Below are 15,373 nucleotides of genomic sequence, written 5' to 3'. Positions count from 1 at the left end.
CTCAGCCCCTCGTCTCGTTCCCGTCACCGTAGCCGTGGCCCTCGCCGTAGCGGTAGCCCTCGCCGGTCCCGCCGGTCCCGCCGGGGGCCTCACGATGCGGTGCGCCGGGGATCTCCGGGCCGTCGCCGCCGGGGTGCGGCAGTTCGGGCGGATTGGGCTGGAGCGGCTCGCCGGCGTCGGAGTCCTCCGCGCCCGTGGCGGTGGTGCTCGCCCCGACCCGGGGCGCCTCGAGGGACGGCCGGTCGTCGCTGGACTGCCAGACCTCGCGCAGCGGCCGCTTCTTGACCTGGGCGAAAATCTCGGCCAGCTCCTGCTCGCCCAGGGTCTCCTTCTCGAGCAGCTCGGCCACCAGCCGGTCGAGGACGTGCCGGTTGTCGACGATCACCGCCCAGGCCTCGTCCAGGGCGTTGTCCAGCAGCGCTCGGACCTCCTGATCGATGAGGCGCGCGGTGTCGGCGCTGAAGCGCGGAGCCTGACCCTGCTGCATGCCGACGAAGACCTCGTCCTGCTCGCCGGCCAGGGCCACCTGCCCCACCGACCGGCTCATGCCGAGCTGCATGACCATGGTCCGCGCGATCTTGGTGGCGTTGTCGAGGTCCGAGCCGGGTCCGGTGGTGACGTCGTGGAAGATGCTCTCCTCGACGGCGTATCCGCCCATCGCATAGGCGAGGCGGTCCAGCAGCTCGTTGCGGGACTGGTAGTTGCGGTCCTGGGTGGGCACGACCATGGTGTAGCCGCCGGCCCGGCCACGCGGCAGGATGGTCACCTTGGTGACCGGCGCCGAGTTGTTCATCGCCGCGGCGACCAGGGCGTGGCCGCCCTCGTGATACGCGGTCATCTGCCGCTCACGGTCGTTCATGACCTTCGAGTAGCGCTGCGGGCCCATCGAGACGCGATCGACCGCCTCGTCCAGGGCTCGGTTGTCGATGATCTGGTTGCCCGACCGGGCAGTCAGCAGCGCGGCCTCGTTGAGCACGTTGGCCAGGTCCGCGCCGGACATGCCGATGGTGCGCTTGGCGATGGCCTCGAGGTCGACGTCGTGCGCCAACGGCTTCCCCTTGGCGTGCACACCGAGGATGTGCAGGCGGCCCTTCATGTCGGGCGCCTCCACAGCGATCTGACGATCGAAGCGGCCCGGACGCAGCAGGGCCGGATCCAGGATGTCCACACGGTTGGTGGCGGCGATGAGAATGACGTTCTGGTTCTCGTCGAACCCGTCCATCTCCACCAGCATCTGGTTCAGGGTCTGCTCGCGCTCGTCGTGGCCGCCGCCCATGCCGGCGCCACGATGGCGCCCCACGGCATCGATCTCGTCGACGAAGATGATCGCGGGGGCGTTCTCCTTCGCCGTCGAGAACAGGTCGCGCACACGGCTGGCGCCGACGCCGACGAACATCTCCACGAAGTCCGAGCCGGAGATCGAGTAGAACGGGACGCTGGCCTCGCCGGCCACGGCCCGGGCCAGCAGGGTCTTGCCGGTGCCGGGCGGGCCGTACAGCAGCACGCCCTTGGGGATCTTGGCTCCCACCGCCTGGTACTTGTCGGGTTCGACGAGGAACTGCTTGATCTCGTCGAGCTCCTCGACCGCCTCCTCGGCGCCGGCGACGTCCGCGAAGGTGACCTTGGGGGATTCCTTCGAGAACAGCTTGGCCTTGGACTTGCCGAACTGCATGGCCCGGCCGCCGCCGCCCTGGGCGTTCATGATCAGGAACCAGAACAGCCCGATGAAGATCAGCAGCGGGAGGAAGGACAGCAGCAGCGTCGACCACCAGGAGCTGCTGGCGATCTCGTCGGTGTAGCCCTGCTCGGGTGCGGCGTCCTCGACCGCCTGCACGACGGCGTCGCCGCGGGCGTCGACGTAGCTGAACCGGACCTGGGTGCCCTTGTTCTCCTCGCCGTCGACGAAGTCCTCGGTCAGCACCAGGTCGACCCGCTGCTGGTTGCCGTCGATGATCTTGGCCTGCTCGACGGTGCCTCCCTCGAGCAGCTCGAGCCCCTGCTCGGTGTCGATCTGCTGATAGCCGTCGCGCCCGAAGAGCGAGAACAGCACCATGCCCAGCAGCAGCGCGACGATGATCCAGATCGCGACCCCGGTGAAGGGCCTGCGCTTCTTGTTCTTGGTGGCCGAATCCGCCATGTCAGTCCTCGTAGACCGAGCGCTTGAGCACGCCCACGTAAGGGAGGTTCCGGTAGACCTCCGCGTAATCGAGTCCGTAGCCGACGACGAACTCGTTGGGGATCTCGAACCCGACGTACCGGACGTCGATCTCCACCCGCGCGGCGTCCGGCTTGCGCAGCAGGGTGCAGATCTCGACGCTCCGGGGGCCGCGCGAACGCAGGTTGGACAGCAGCCACTTCAGCGTCAGGCCCGAATCGATGATGTCCTCGACGATGAGCACGTTGCGACCGGAGATGTCGGCGGAGAGGTCCTTGAGGATCCGCACGACGCCGGAGGACTTGGTGCCCGAGCCGTAGGAGGAGACCGCCATCCAGTCCATCTCCACGGTGAGATCGATCGAGCGCGCGAGATCTGCCATGACCATCACCGCGCCTTTGAGCACGCCCACGAGGATCGGTGGTTCCTCCGCGTAGTCCGCGGCGATCTGCTCTCCGATCTCGGCGAGCCGGTCGCGGATCTGCTGCTCGTCCAGCAGCACCCGGTCGACATCAGGGTGGTGGTGCGTCAAGGGCACGCGGGTCTCCTCCGTGGATGTGGTAGGTCGCCCGTCGGGGCTCACGGATCCGAACGGCGCCACACCAGCAGGCCGTCGCGACGAGCGACTTCGATCCTACCCGGTACGGGTACAGCCGCCTGACCGTGCCATGAGACCACCAGGGCGTCGATGGCGAGCACCTGGCGCCGCAGCAGGGACTTCGTCGGCCCGGGAGCTCCGGGCGGGCGCGCTGCGCTCTGGGCGGAAAGTGACCCATCGCGCAGGACGCGGGTCCGCAGCGGGGCCGCGGTCGCAGCCAGGGCGTGGACGTCGAGCAGGAGCAGGTCACCCTCCTCGCGGGCCGGGGAGCCGTCCCGGCGCAGCGAGTCGAGCAGTTCCGCGGCCTCGGCGTCGAGATGGTCGGCGTCGGGGCGCACGAGGTCGGCGCTGCGGGCGAGGTTCTCGTCGATCTGCTCGCCGAGGATCTCCCGCAGCAGGGGCAGCGCCCGATGGCGGACCCGTGCGCGCAGCATCGACTCGTCCGCATTCATCGGGTCCTGCCACCACTGGAGATCGTGGAGACGGCAGATCTCCTCGGTGTCCGCGCGGCGCAGCGCGGTGGTCTCGTCGCGGCCGGTGCCGAGGAAAGGCCGCAGCAGGCCGTCGCGGGAGCGCGGGATGCCGGCCAGCGCTCTCGGACCGGCGCCGCGCGCCAGGGCCATCAGCACCTGCTCCGCCTGGTCGTCGAGCGTGTGTCCGAGCAGGAGCGCGAGACCTCCGCGATCCTCGAGGAGGGTCTCCAGGGCGGCGCGGCGAGCGTCCCGTGCGGCGTTCTCGAGACCTCCGGCAGCGTCGGTGGGCACCTGGGCCTGGAGCACGTGGGCGGTGGCGCCGAGTCGCTCGGCCTGGGTGCGGGCGCGCTCGGCGACGCGGCCGGATTCCGCCTGGAGGCCGTGGTCGACGATCGCCGCCTCCGTCTCCAGACCCATCCGCGAGCCCACCCACACCGTGGTGGCCAGCAGCGCGAGGGAGTCGGCTCCGCCGCTGAGGCCCACCACCAGACGAGGAGAGAGGCGGCCGGCCGCGGTGTCGTCGGCGAGCTGCTCGAGCCGGGAGGTCAGGGCCGCCCGCACGGCGGTGCGGGCGCGGGCGACGACGGGCGGGGGTCCCGGCATCAGTCGGCCCGAACCATCTCGGCGGCGATGTCGTCGACCGCCGCCCGGGCCGCAGCGGCATCGGCGCCGTCGAAGCCGTGCACGACGATGGAGTAGCCGGCGGCGCGCCCGTCCGGCAGCGCGACCACGCCGGCGAGCGTCGCCGCTCCCCCGAGATAGCCGGTCTTGCCGCGCACGAGGCCGTCGGCGTCGCGTGCCGAGTCCGCGTCGAACCGGTCGGCGAGGGTGCCGCTGAGCCCGGCGATCGGCACGTCGAACAGCAGCTGCTCCAGGGTCGGGACGTCCCCGGAGGCGGTCTCGCCGAGCACCGCCGCGAGCAGGGCGGGCGGGACCCGGTTCTGCCGCGAGAGCCCCGATCCGTCGCGGATGTCCAGCGCATCCAGGTCCTCGTCGGGCACGCCGAGCTCGGCGGCGAGATCACGGATCTCCGCCTCCACGGCGGCGGCGGCGCCCTCGGGGGTGGTCTCCTCGCCGCGCGCGTCCGCGACCAGGTGGGCCAGCAGCTCAGCAGTGGTGTTGTCGGAGATCTGCAGCGTGTGACGGACGATCTGCGACAACGGCTCGGAGTGGACCTCGACCGACGGGGCGTCCGCGGGAGCGTCGGCCGCGGTGATCTCGCCGTCCACCTCGATGCCCTCCTCGCCCAACAGCTCCGAGAACCGCAGCGCGGCGTCGCCCGCCGGGTCGGTGGACTTGGGACCGTACTGCTCCCCGTCGAGCCACCCCTCGTCCAGGGCGAGGGTGGCCGTCGGCGTCACCCAGCCGCCGGAGGGGCCGTTGTTTCCCCAGGCCGGGTTCCGACCGCCGGTGAGGTAGTTGTCGTCGAGGTTCACGGTGACCTGCTCGGTGCCCTGCTCGCGGGCGAGCGCCGCGGCCTGACCGGCCAGGTCGCGCAGGTCCGCGTCCGTGAGAGTCATGTCACCGCCGCCCTGGAGGGTGATCGTCCCCTCGGTCACGACCGCCCGAGTGGTCAGCACCTCGTCGCCGTCATACACGCGCAGCACCGCGGCCGCGGTGAGGAGCTTCAGGGTGGACGCGGGGATCCGGGCCGTGTCGGCGTCGCGCGCGGCGATGGTCTCGCCGGTCTCCGCGTCGGTCACGCTGAAGGCCAGCCCGCCTGCCACGACGGGGTCCTCGGCATGGGCGGACATGCGCTGTTCCAGGTCGGCCGCCGCTTCCGGGTCGGGAGAGGGGGCGACGGCAGGGCTCGGCGCGTCCGCGGAGACGCGCTCCCAGTCCTCCGCCTGCGCGGCAGGCCCGGTCCCGGGGCCCTCCTGCGACGTCTCGAGGGTCAGCACGCCCGGGAAGGCGTCGGTCAGATCACCGAGAAGGTAGAAGCTCCCGGGGACGGCGGCGCACAGCACCATCGCCGTCGCGCGCCAGACTCGCTCCGATACTCTCGCCACCATGGTCACCACGATATGGTGTCCAGGTCAGAACCAGTGCCCCCAGGGCCGGAGCAACGGAGCGGCTGTCGTGGAATTCGACGTGACCATCGAGATCCCTCGCGGGAACCGGAACAAGTACGAAGTGGACCACCACAATGGGCGTATCCGTCTGGATCGGATGCTGTTCACCGCCACCCGGTATCCCGACGATTACGGCTTCATCGAGGGAACCCTCGGTGAGGACGGCGACCCGCTGGACTGTCTGGTCCTGCTCGAGGAGCCGACCTTTCCCGGGTGCCTGATCCGCTGCCGCGCGCTGGGCATGTTCCGCATGCGCGACGAGGCCGGCGGCGATGACAAGATCATCGCGGTGCCCGTCGGCGACCGCCGTCAGGTGCGGCGCCAGGAGCTGACCGACGTCTCGGAGTTCCACCGGCTGGAGATCCAGCACTTCTTCGAGGTCTACAAGGACCTCGAGCCCGGCAAGAGCGTCGAGGGCGCCCACTGGGAGGGGCGCAGCGACGCCGAGGCGGAGATCCGCCAGTCCTACCAGCGGGCCGCCGGCACCGAGCACGCCAACGAGTTCACCCGCGAGGTCTGAGCCCGCGCGGGGCCGCGGCCCCGCCGGAGGCACCCCGCCGAGCGGGGGCTCCGCTCAGCGGTCGAGCTCGGGCCGGTCGCCGGCGAGCTCGCCATCGATGGTGGGTGCCTGGGAGAAGATCTCGAGCATCGCCTCGACGACGGAGCGGGAGACCGCGTTGGCCCCGAAGCCGCCGATGATCGCGCCGACGCCGAACGGGAGCAGACGACCCAGCCACAGGCCGCCGGCCCGGGCCATCACGCGCCGGCGCACGTAGCGGGAGAGCTGGCGGCTGATCAGGCCCGGCAGGAACCCGCCGCCCCCGCCGAGGACCGCATTCCACTGCAGGCCCTGCTTGCCCATGGCCTTCGCGATGATCTCCGTGCCCCGCTCGCCGCTGAGCACGCCCATCAGCACCAGGCGGCGGGTGTGCTTGTCGGACATGTCCACGTCGTAGATGTCGGCGGCGGCCAGGGTCAGGAACGCGCAGCTCTCCGCGAAGGAGACCCCCTCGCCGACGGTCAGCCCGACGGCGGCGGCGGTCCCGAGGCCGGGCAGCGCCGCGATGCCGCCGATGCCGGCACCGGTGGCCGTCGTCAGCCCGGTGAAGCGCCGGGTGACCATCTCCATCAGCTGGCGGCGCGTCGCCTCGGGGTGCTTGGCGCGCAGACGCTCGACGTAGCTGTGGGCGAACGGCGACTGGACCTTCAGGGCGGCATCGATCAGCGAGAGCCAGCGCTCGTCGAGCTGCTCGACGAACTCACCGCTGTCGTCCTGCTCGGGATTCGGGGTGGTCGGGTCGCTGCCGGGCATCATCGGCTCCGTTCCTGGGGGTCCTGGACAGCAATAAGCTACCGTCCTCAGCCGGACGGCGCCCACACCCCGCGCGGGCTCCGAGGCGACCCGGGCTCCGAGTGCGCCGCGCCGCAGCGCCTCGACGACTCGGCGATCAGGCCGGGCCCGGGTCGTCAGGCCCGGTCCGCGATGACCTCGCCCTCGCCGAGCTGAGTGATCTCCCCGCTCAGCCCGAGCCGACGGACAGCGTCGGGCATGTCGGTGTAGTGGGCGGTGTAGCGGGCCGAGATGAACGAGCGCGGGACCATCTTGTCGTGGCACAGAATCCCGGCCAGATGGTCGGTCTCGTGCTGCAGGATCCGGGCGGGCCAGCCCCCGTGCTCCTCGTCGATCTCACGCAGATCTCCTCCGGGCAGCAGCTCGGTGGCTCGTAGTCGGACCCGCCGCGCCCGGGGGACGATCGACTGCCAACCGTCCACCGAGAGGCATCCCTCCCAGGCGTAGACGCGCTGGGTGCCCAGCAGCTCCACCTGGGGGTCCAGCAGCGCGCGCAGCGGGAACGGACGTCGTTCGAGGGGATCCTCCCCGGCGGACGCCTCGCCGGGGGCTGCGTCCTCCGCGTCCGCTCCTGCGTCCACGTCGGCGGCCGTTCCCGCTCCGGCCCCGGCGTACCGGTCCTCGACCACGACGAGCGCCAGAGGCAGTCCGATCTGCGGGGCGGCCAGCCCGACGCCCGGGGCGCGGCGCATCGTGATCGTCATGGCCTCCGCGAGCTCCAGCAGCAGCCCGGCGGGGATCCGGTCGCCGGCGGCGACGGCGCGCCGGCGCAGGGCGGGGTGGCCGGACTGCACGATCCGCAGCGGGTCCTCCTCCGAGGGGCGACGCTCCAGGATCTTCCGGCTCAGCTCAGTGATATCCACGCATCCAGTATCGCCTGACCACAACCGGCCCCTCCCATCCCCGCCCATCCCCGCCGATCTCCGCCCAGCCCCGGCCGCCACTGCTCATCACCGCCTCGCCGCGCGCAGGAGACACCGCGGGAGACACACCGCACAGCTCGATGCACCACGAGGATGAGACGTGGGATACACTCTCGGAGCCGGTGCAAGGGAGCACCTCTCGCGAGAGCGACCAGGACCGGTGACAACACTTCACAACGGACCGTCCGGCACGTACCTGCCGGTGAAGGGATACACCATGGCAACTGTCACATTCGACAATGCGTCGCGCATCTACCCCGGGCAGGAGCGCGCAGCCGTCGACAACCTCGATATCCAGATCGGCGACGGCGAATTCCTCGTCCTCGTCGGCCCCTCGGGCTGCGGCAAGTCGACGTCGCTGCGCATGCTCGCCGGGCTCGAGGAGATCGACGCCGGCCGCATCCTGATCGGTGATCGCGACGTCACCGACGTGCCGCCGAAGGACCGCGACATCGCGATGGTGTTCCAGAACTACGCGCTGTACCCGCACATGTCGGTCGCCGACAACATGGGCTTCGCCCTGAAGATCGCCGGCAAGCCCAAGGCCGAGATCCGCCAGCGTGTGGAGGAGGCGGCCCAGCTCCTGGACCTCTCCGAGTACCTCGATCGCAAGCCGAAGGCGCTCTCCGGTGGTCAGCGTCAGCGTGTGGCCATGGGCCGCGCGATCGTCCGTCAGCCGCAGGTGTTCCTCATGGACGAGCCGCTGTCGAACCTCGACGCCAAGCTGCGCGTCTCCACCCGTACGCAGATCGCCTCGCTGCAGCGCCGCCTGGGCGTCACCACCGTCTACGTGACCCACGACCAGATCGAGGCCATGACGATGGGTGACCGCGTGGCCGTGCTCGACCGCGGCGTGCTCCAGCAGGTCGACTCCCCGCGCCGCATGTACGACCACCCCAACAACGTGTTCGTCGCGGGCTTCATCGGCTCCCCGGCCATGAACCTGATGGACGTCCCGCTCACCGACCAGGGTGTCCAGTTCGGCGGCACGGTGCTGCCGGTGGATCGCCAGACGCTCTCGGACACCGACGAGAAGTCGGTCACCGTCGGCGTCCGTCCCGAGGACGTCGAGCTGGTCCCGACGGACGAGGGCATCGCCATCGAGGTCGACGTGGTCGAGGAGCTCGGCGCCGACGCCTTCATCTACGGGCGCCGCGCCGGCAGCGAGGACACCTCGAAGCCGTTCATCGCACGCGTCGACGGGCGCCGCCCCCCGGCCAAGGGCGAGACGATCTTCTTCCGTCCCAAGCCCGATCACCTGCACCTCTTCGACGTGTCGAACGGTCAGCGACTGGGCGACTGATCCTCGCCAGCACGGCACATCGCGCGACGGGCGTCCGGCATCTGCCGGGCGCCCGTCGCCGTCCTATCGGCCGGGCGGCGCTCGCCGTGCCCGGATCGGTACGATTCCCTTCCGGCCGGGGGCGACCTGCACAGACAGTTCGCCGGCACGGTGCGCGCGAGGTGTGACGAAGTGCGCCCGGCTGGGCAGACGGTCCGCGATCGGGAGAGAATGGAGCCATGGCACCTCTGGAGATCACCGCATCGCGCGCAGATCCGGCCCTGCTGGACCTGCCGTGGGAGCAGCCGCTGGAGGACTGGCCCGAGGACATCCTCGCCGCTCTCCCCCGCGGTCTCTCCCGGCATGTCGTGCGATTCGTCCGGGTCTCCGGGCGGGTCCTCGCGCTCAAGGAGATCACCCACGACCTCGCCTCCCGCGAGTACGACATGCTGCGCGTCCTGGGCCGCATCGGAGTGCCCTCCGTCGTCCCCTTCGCCGTGATCTCGGGGCGCACCACGCCCACCGGGGAGCCGCTGGACGCGGTGCTGATCACCCGCCACCTCCAGTTCTCCCTGCCCTACCGCGCGGTGTTCAGCCAGGTCTCGCGCGAGGACACCACCGATCGGCTGCTCGACGCGCTCGCCGTGCTGCTGGTGCGCCTGCATCTGGAGGGCTTCTACTGGGGCGACGTCTCCTTGTCCAACACGCTGTTCCGCCGCGATGCAGGGGCCTTCGCCGCCTACATCGTCGACGTCGAGACGGGGTCGCTCCACGAGACCCTCTCCGACGGGCAGCGCAGCTACGACCTCGATCTGGCACGCACCAACATCATCGGCGAGCTGATGGACCTCCAGGCGGGCGAGATGTTCGATGCCGAGGCCGATCCGATCGCCATCGGCGATGAGCTCCTGCGGCGATACGACAGCCTGTGGTCGGCGCTGACGGCCCGGGAACGGTTCTCGGCCGACGAACGCTGGCGCGTCTCGGCCCGCATCGAGAAGCTCAACCAGCTGGGTTTCGACGTGGGAGAGCTCGAGATCACCACGGACCTGGACGGGACCACCCTGTCGATCCAGCCGAAGGTCGTCGACGCCGGCCACCACTCGCGCCGGCTGATGCGACTGACCGGCATCGACGCCCAGGAGAACCAGGCCCGGCGCCTGCTCAACGACCTGGACCAGTACCGGGCGGCCACCGAGCAGCAGGCCGAGGAGGAGGAGTTCGTCGCGCACGAGTGGCTGCAGCAGCAGTACGAGCCCGTCGTCCGCGCGATCCCGCGTTCCATGCGCTCCAAGCTCGAGCCCCCGGAGTTCTTCCACGAGGTGCTCGAGCACAAGTGGTTCCTGTCGGAGAAGGCCGGCACGGACGTCAGTCTCGACGAGACCGTGCGGGACTACATCCTCACCGTGCTCATCCACCGTCCCGATGAGAAGTCGCTGGTGACGACCGAGACCTCGGCCCTGCCGATCTTCGACAGCTGAGAGGCCGAGCAGCAGCATGGCAGGCCCTTCCCCGCTGGCGAACCTCTCGCTGCGCGCTCAGCTGCGCGTGGACCGACTTCCGCTCCGCCTCGCCCAGATGATGCTGGGACTGACGGGCTTCGGCCTCTCCCTCGCCATGCTGCTGCGCTCGGGACTCGGCGGGGCGCCATGGGACGTGCTGCACACCGCGCTCGCCGAGCGGGCCGGACTCAGCGTCGGCACGGTGAGCATCACGGTGAGCTTCCTGCTGCTGCTGGCATGGATCCCGCTGCGCGAGCAGCCGGGGATCGGCACCATCGCCAACTCCATCTGGGTGGGCGTGAGCCTCGACCTCGGGATGGCGATCCTGCCCCCGGCCTCCACCCTGCCCATCGCTGTGCTGATGATGGTCGCCGGCGTGGTGATCAACGGCGTCAGCGGCGCCGTCTACATCGGCGCGCAGCTGGGCCCGGGCCCGCGCGACGGAGTGATGACGGGACTGGGCCGGCGTCTGCGCCGCCCCGTCGGCCCCGTCCGGATCGCGCTGGAGGCGTCCGTGCTGGCCGCCGGCTGGGCGCTCGGCGGTCCCGTGGGCGTCGGAACCCTCGCCTACGCGATCGGGCTCGGCCCGGTCATCCAGCTGGTCCTTCCCCGCGTGATCATGCCCGTACGCACCGCGGGACCGGCGTCCCCGTCCGCGGCGCCGGAGACGGGAGAGCCCGTCGGCCCGACGCCGCCGGCCGGCCTTGCCTGACCGTCTCAGCTCACGCGCGGCCCTGTGCCTCCCGGACTCCGGAGATCTCGTACAGCGCGATCGCTGCGGCGACCGACGCGTTCAGCGACTCCGTGCCCCCGCCCATGGGGATCGAGACCACCTGATCGCTGGTCTCCCGGGCGAGACGGGAGAGCCCCTTGCCCTCGGCCCCGACGACCAGCGCCGCCGGCTGCGTGCCGAGCTCGAGCTGCCGCGTGGTGACGTCCCCGCCGGCATCGAGGCCGAGCACGAACACGCCCTGCTCCTTGAGCGAGGAGAGGGTGCGGTTGAGGTTGGTGACCTGGGCGACGCGCACGCGCCCGGCGGCGCCGGCGGCCACCTTCCACACGCTCGCGGTCATGGAGGCGCTGCGCCGCTCGGGCAGGATCACGCCGTGGACGCCGAAGGCATCCGCGGAGCGGAGGATCGCGCCGAGGTTGCGGGGGTCGGTGATGCCGTCCAGCGCCACCAGCAGCGGCGGTTCGAACGCCTCGGCGGCGATCTGCAGCAGCTCCTCCACGTCGGCGTACTCGTACGGCGGGATCGTCAGGGCGACGCCCTGGTGCACGGCGTTGTCACTCATCCGATCCAGATCGGTCCGGGACGCCTCGGCGACCGGAAGGCCCTGGGCCGCGGCCAGGCGCATGATCTCGCGCACCCGCTCATCCGTCTCGAGACGCACCATCACGGTCAGCTGCGTCGCGGGCACGTTCTCCTGCAGCGCCTCCAGCACGGCATTGCGGCCCACCACCTGGTCGCTGCCGGGGCGGTTCTTCGCGCCCTTGCCTCCTGCACCGCCGCGCCGGCTCGAGGATCCCGAGGCGGGCTTGGAGGAGCCGGCGAACGCCTTGTGAGCGGGGCGGTCCTTGGCCTTCGGGGTGGGTCCCTTGCCTTCCAGCGCGCGGCGGCGCACGCCGCCGGAACCGACGGTCGGGCCCTTCTTGCCCTTGCGCACCGCGCCGCGGCGCGAGCTGTTGCCTGCCATGTGTGTCTCCTCAGTCCGTGGTCTCGAGCGTCCAGCGCGCGCCGTCGGGGCCGTCCTCGACGCGGATCCCGGCGGCGCTCAGCGCGTCCCGCAGGGCGTCCGCCCGGGCCCAGTCCTTCTCGGCGCGGGCCGCCTCCCGGGCTGCCAGCTGGGTGGTGATCAAGGCGTCCAGTGCCTCGTGCTCGGCGGTCGAGCCGGCATGGCTGCCGGCCCATTGCGCCGAGAGCGGATCCAGGCCCAGCACATCGAGCATCGCGCGCAGCCGCCCGAGGCCCGCAGCGATCTCTCCCGCCGCACCTCCGCCGGCCAGAAGCGTGTTCAGGGCCGCCTGCTCACGGTGGATGACGGCGAGGGCCTCCGGCACGGCCAGGTCGTCGTCCATCGCCGCGATGAACTCGGCGGGCAGCTCGACGGCAGCGAGATCGGCATCGGCGCCTGCCGGCTCCTCCTGGCCGAGCTGCTCGGCGGCGCGGCGGGCCGTCGCGGAGAAGCGGTCCCAGACCACTTCTGCTTCCTGCATCGCGGTGGCGTTGTACTCGACGGTCGCGCGGTAGTGGCCGCTGACCAGGGCCAGGCGCACAGCAGGAGTGGGGTGGTCCGCCAGGGCACGGGCCGCGGTGACGAAGTTGTCCAGGCTCTTGCCCATCTTCATCCCGTCCACGGTCAGCACCCCGGAATGCATCCAGCGCCGGGCGAAGCCGTAGCCGGCGGCGTGGGACTGCGCCTGCTCGTTCTCGTGGTGCGGGAAACGCAGGTCCAGCCCTCCGGCGTGGATGTCGAACGTCTCGCCGAGGTACTTGCGGCTCATGGCGGAGCACTCGAGGTGCCAGCCGGGGCGGCCGCGGCCGAAAGGTGTGTCCCAGGAGGCGGTGGCCGGTTCCGTCGGCTTCGCCGCCTTCCACAGGGCGAAGTCGCGGGGGTCGCGCTTGCCGGGCTCCATCTCCTCCCCCGCGTCCTGCATGTCCTCGAGGGACTGACGGGTCAGGGAGCCGTAGCCGGCGTGGGAGGCGACATCGAAGTACACCGATCCCTCGCCGTCGGCGTAGGCGTGGCCGCGCTCGATGAGCCGCTGCATCAGCTCGATCATCTCGGGCACGTGGCCGGTGGCGCGCGGCTCATAGGTGGGACGGCGGTTGCCGATGCGCTCGAGGGTGTCCTGGAACTCGCGCTCGAAGCGCAGCGACCATGCCCACCAGGGTGTCTCCGCCTCGGCGGACTTCACCAGGATCTTGTCATCGATGTCGGTGACGTTGCGGATGTGGGTGACGTCGTACCCGCTGCGCTCGAGCCAGCGCACCAGCACGTCGAAGGCGACGAACGTGCGCAGATGGCCCAGATGCGGGGCGCCCTGCGTGGTGGGGCCGCAGACGTACAGCGACACCGTCCCCTCGCGCACCGGGGTCAGCGGCGCGGTCGTGCGGGTGGCGGTGTCGTGCAGGTGGAGAGTCACGTCCTCCAGGGTAATGCCGCCTGCGGGAGCCCGCGGCCCCGCCGCACCGTGGCCGATCCCTCGATCGCGTCGGACCGCTCGACCCGGTGCCCCGGAGACCCCATGGGATCCGACGGATCCGCCGGGGCTCACTCCGTGCGGGAGCTGACCTTCTTGCCGTAGAGCTCCTCGAAGGTGTCGTCGTAGGAGACGGCGTTGTGGCGGCGCTTGCCCTGGACCGCACCGACCGCGCCCTGCGCGGTCTCGATGGTGGTCTCGGGCGCCTTGATCCGCTTGTACACCAGGAACGCGATCAGACCCGCGATGGCGGCGAGCACGATGAACACCACGGCGATGATCAGGAAGGAGAGCCAGTAGGACAGCCCCAGCGCCTCGAGCCCGGTGGCCGCGAAGAACAGCAGCATCACCCAGGCGGAGAGCAGCAGGAACAGCAGCACCGCGGCGCAGGCGGCGATGATGGCCGCCTTGATCAGGATCGCGGTGATCTCTTTCTTGGCGATGTCGATCTCGTGATGGACGACTCCGAGGAGCTCGTCCCGGATGGACTGGACGAGTTCACCGATGGACCGCTGGGTGGGCGGCGTGCTCGGATCGTTCGTGGTGTTGATCATGGTCGGAGCCTATCGCAGGGGTCAGGGGATTCGCAGTCGGCGCGGGGGCGCCGGCGGGTGAGGTCAGTCGACCGAGACCCGCTTGCGCTTGGTGGTCTCCGGGCGGGGACCGGCCGAGGTGGACCGACGCACGACGACGTCCGGGGCGACGGCGACGTCCCGTGGCTCGACGTCGTGACCGGAGACGCGTTCGACGAGGAACTGGGCGGCCAGTGCGCCGAGCCGGTCGGAGTTGGGATCGACGCTGGTCAGCTGCGAGACGCCGGAGGAGGCCAGCGAGGTGTTGCCGTATCCGGCCACGGCGAGGTCCTCGGGCACGGAGAAGCCGTATTCGCGCGCTGCGGAGAGCACGCCGACCGCGGTCACGTCGTTGGCGCAGGTGACGGCCGTGGGTACGCGGCTGCCGCGCAGCAGCATCGACCCGGCCGTCTGCCCGACCTGCTCGGTGAAGTCTCCGGGCTCGACGCGGGCCTCGTCCCCGAGGCCGTGCCGGTCCATGGCCACGCGGAAGGCCTCGGCCCGTTCGCGGGCGACCTCCGGGCCGACGCCGCCGACGTGGGCGATCTCCCGGTGGCCCAGACCCACCAGATGGTCGACCAGCAGGCCCTGGCCCACCTCGTCATCGATCCGGACGGTGTCGATCTGGCCGACGAACTCGCGGGAGCATCCGATGCCGACGAAGGGGCGATCGCCCGTGGCCTTCAGCACGCTCTCCATGTCGGCCAGGTCCGAGATCATGAGGAACCCGTCGACCCCGAGCTCGACCAGGGACTCGATGGCGTCGGTGTCCGCAGCGACCGGGTGCTCGGGCACGCGGCGACGCGTGGGGACGACCACGGCCGAGCGTCCGGTGGCGGTCAGCTCGATGCGGATGGCCCGCACCAGGTCCGAGATCCACGTGTTGCGCATCGTGTTGACCAGCACGGCCACCACGCCGCGGTGGTCGGTCTCCTCGCTGAGCTCCTCGAGGGGGAAGTGGAGCCGTTCGGCGGCCTCGTGGACGCGCCGGATCATCTGGGGCTTGATCTCCTCGGAGCCGCGCAGGGCGCGCAGAGCGACCGCGCTGGAGACGCCGAGCGAATCCGCGACGTCCCGCAGGGTCCCGCGGGACTGTCCGCTCTCCTCCATCTCAGAGGCCGTGTGGTCGATGTGCTCGATCACCTGGCCGGTCTCCCCCGCCTCGGGCGGCGGTGTCCCGGCATCGCTCTCGGGCTGGACGGTCTCATCGGCGGAATCGTTCGCGTCACTGCTCATGACCC

General features: G+C 71.0%; 14 protein-coding genes. 4 read left to right on the top strand and 10 right to left on the bottom strand.

What is annotated here, in order from left to right; genetic code table 11:
* Position 1 precedes the first annotated feature (1 nt).
* The 4 genes from ftsH to ACFQRJ_RS11415 are packed head-to-tail and all read right to left on the bottom strand — an operon-like array spanning position 2 to position 5,238.
* Positions 2 to 2,137, bottom strand: coding sequence for an ATP-dependent zinc metalloprotease FtsH (gene ftsH, locus ACFQRJ_RS11430; RefSeq protein WP_377019219.1), 2,136 nt, complete (start codon positions 2,135 to 2,137; stop codon positions 2 to 4).
* A gap of 1 nt (position 2,138) precedes the next feature.
* A complete protein-coding gene (hpt, locus tag ACFQRJ_RS11425; protein ID WP_377019218.1) occupies positions 2,139 to 2,693 on the bottom strand; it encodes a hypoxanthine phosphoribosyltransferase in 555 nt (184 codons plus the stop codon).
* A 41-nt stretch (positions 2,694 to 2,734) separates the two neighbouring features.
* The gene (gene tilS / locus ACFQRJ_RS11420; RefSeq protein ID WP_377019217.1) at positions 2,735 to 3,829 is read right to left on the bottom strand and encodes a tRNA lysidine(34) synthetase TilS; all 1,095 of its coding nucleotides are present in this window, start codon (positions 3,827 to 3,829) and stop codon (positions 2,735 to 2,737) included.
* Positions 3,829 to 5,238 carry a D-alanyl-D-alanine carboxypeptidase/D-alanyl-D-alanine-endopeptidase gene (locus tag ACFQRJ_RS11415; protein WP_377019216.1) on the bottom strand — a complete coding sequence of 470 codons (1,410 nt, stop codon included), beginning with the start codon at positions 5,236 to 5,238 and terminating at the stop codon, positions 3,829 to 3,831. The genes tilS and ACFQRJ_RS11415 overlap by 1 nt, the downstream gene beginning before the upstream one ends.
* Before the next feature lie 67 nt (positions 5,239 to 5,305).
* On the opposite strand from ACFQRJ_RS11415, the gene ACFQRJ_RS11410 reads away from it, so the two are divergent.
* On the top strand, positions 5,306 to 5,818 hold the full coding sequence (locus ACFQRJ_RS11410; RefSeq protein ID WP_377019215.1) for an inorganic diphosphatase: 513 nt from the start codon (positions 5,306 to 5,308) through the stop codon (positions 5,816 to 5,818).
* 54 nt (positions 5,819 to 5,872) lie between these two features.
* On the opposite strand, the gene ACFQRJ_RS11405 is transcribed toward ACFQRJ_RS11410, so the two are convergent.
* Positions 5,873 to 6,610: a hypothetical protein gene (locus ACFQRJ_RS11405; protein WP_377019214.1), complete on the bottom strand. Its 738-nt coding sequence runs from the start codon at positions 6,608 to 6,610 to the stop codon at positions 5,873 to 5,875.
* Positions 6,611 to 6,765: 155 nt separating this feature from the next.
* A complete protein-coding gene (locus tag ACFQRJ_RS11400) occupies positions 6,766 to 7,512 on the bottom strand; it encodes a peptide deformylase (protein WP_377019213.1) in 747 nt (248 codons plus the stop codon).
* Between the two features lie 277 nt (positions 7,513 to 7,789).
* On the opposite strand from ACFQRJ_RS11400, the gene ACFQRJ_RS11395 reads away from it, so the two are divergent.
* From ACFQRJ_RS11395 to ACFQRJ_RS11385, 3 genes are all read left to right on the top strand, one after another.
* Complete coding sequence (locus ACFQRJ_RS11395) at positions 7,790 to 8,875, top strand: ABC transporter ATP-binding protein (protein WP_377019212.1); 1,086 nt, start codon at positions 7,790 to 7,792, stop codon at positions 8,873 to 8,875.
* A gap of 218 nt (positions 8,876 to 9,093) precedes the next feature.
* On the top strand, positions 9,094 to 10,335 hold the full coding sequence (locus ACFQRJ_RS11390) for a DUF4032 domain-containing protein (RefSeq protein ID WP_377019211.1): 1,242 nt from the start codon (positions 9,094 to 9,096) through the stop codon (positions 10,333 to 10,335).
* A 16-nt stretch (positions 10,336 to 10,351) separates the two neighbouring features.
* Complete coding sequence (locus tag ACFQRJ_RS11385) at positions 10,352 to 11,068, top strand: YitT family protein (protein ID WP_377019210.1); 717 nt, start codon at positions 10,352 to 10,354, stop codon at positions 11,066 to 11,068.
* Positions 11,069 to 11,078: 10 nt separating this feature from the next.
* Here ACFQRJ_RS11385 and rlmB read toward each other — a convergent pair whose 3' ends face one another.
* From rlmB to ACFQRJ_RS11365, 4 genes are all read right to left on the bottom strand, one after another.
* The gene (gene rlmB / locus ACFQRJ_RS11380) at positions 11,079 to 12,053 is read right to left on the bottom strand and encodes a 23S rRNA (guanosine(2251)-2'-O)-methyltransferase RlmB (protein ID WP_377019209.1); all 975 of its coding nucleotides are present in this window, start codon (positions 12,051 to 12,053) and stop codon (positions 11,079 to 11,081) included.
* Positions 12,054 to 12,063: 10 nt separating this feature from the next.
* On the bottom strand, positions 12,064 to 13,503 hold the full coding sequence (cysS, locus tag ACFQRJ_RS11375) for a cysteine--tRNA ligase (protein WP_377019208.1): 1,440 nt from the start codon (positions 13,501 to 13,503) through the stop codon (positions 12,064 to 12,066).
* 128 nt (positions 13,504 to 13,631) lie between these two features.
* Positions 13,632 to 14,114, bottom strand: a complete 483-nt coding sequence (locus ACFQRJ_RS11370) for a phage holin family protein (protein ID WP_377019207.1) — start codon at positions 14,112 to 14,114, stop codon at positions 13,632 to 13,634.
* Positions 14,115 to 14,177: 63 nt separating this feature from the next.
* Entirely contained in the window at positions 14,178 to 15,368 is a 1,191-nt protein-coding gene (locus tag ACFQRJ_RS11365; protein ID WP_377019206.1) for a LacI family DNA-binding transcriptional regulator, read from the bottom strand.
* Between the last annotated feature and the right edge of the window lie 5 nt (positions 15,369 to 15,373).

The organism is Brachybacterium sp. GCM10030252, assembly GCF_042666535.1.
In the GTDB taxonomy this organism is placed as follows: Bacteria; Actinomycetota; Actinomycetes; order Actinomycetales; family Dermabacteraceae; genus Brachybacterium.
This window is presented reverse-complemented; position numbering and strand designations above follow the sequence as displayed.

Coding starts and splice junctions, on each gene's coding strand:
- ftsH (WP_377019219.1), bottom strand. CDS start 2,137: ATGGCGGATTCGGCCACCAAGAACAAGAAGCGCAGGCCCTTCACCGGG.
- tilS (WP_377019217.1), bottom strand. CDS start 3,829: ATGCCGGGACCCCCGCCCGTCGTCGCCCGCGCCCGCACCGCCGTGCGG.
- ACFQRJ_RS11415 (WP_377019216.1), bottom strand. CDS start 5,238: ATGGTGGCGAGAGTATCGGAGCGAGTCTGGCGCGCGACGGCGATGGTG.
- ACFQRJ_RS11405 (WP_377019214.1), bottom strand. CDS start 6,610: ATGCCCGGCAGCGACCCGACCACCCCGAATCCCGAGCAGGACGACAGC.
- ACFQRJ_RS11395 (WP_377019212.1), top strand. CDS start 7,790: ATGGCAACTGTCACATTCGACAATGCGTCGCGCATCTACCCCGGGCAG.
- ACFQRJ_RS11390 (WP_377019211.1), top strand. CDS start 9,094: ATGGCACCTCTGGAGATCACCGCATCGCGCGCAGATCCGGCCCTGCTG.
- ACFQRJ_RS11385 (WP_377019210.1), top strand. CDS start 10,352: ATGGCAGGCCCTTCCCCGCTGGCGAACCTCTCGCTGCGCGCTCAGCTG.
- rlmB (WP_377019209.1), bottom strand. CDS start 12,053: ATGGCAGGCAACAGCTCGCGCCGCGGCGCGGTGCGCAAGGGCAAGAAG.
- ACFQRJ_RS11370 (WP_377019207.1), bottom strand. CDS start 14,114: ATGATCAACACCACGAACGATCCGAGCACGCCGCCCACCCAGCGGTCC.
- ACFQRJ_RS11365 (WP_377019206.1), bottom strand. CDS start 15,368: ATGAGCAGTGACGCGAACGATTCCGCCGATGAGACCGTCCAGCCCGAG.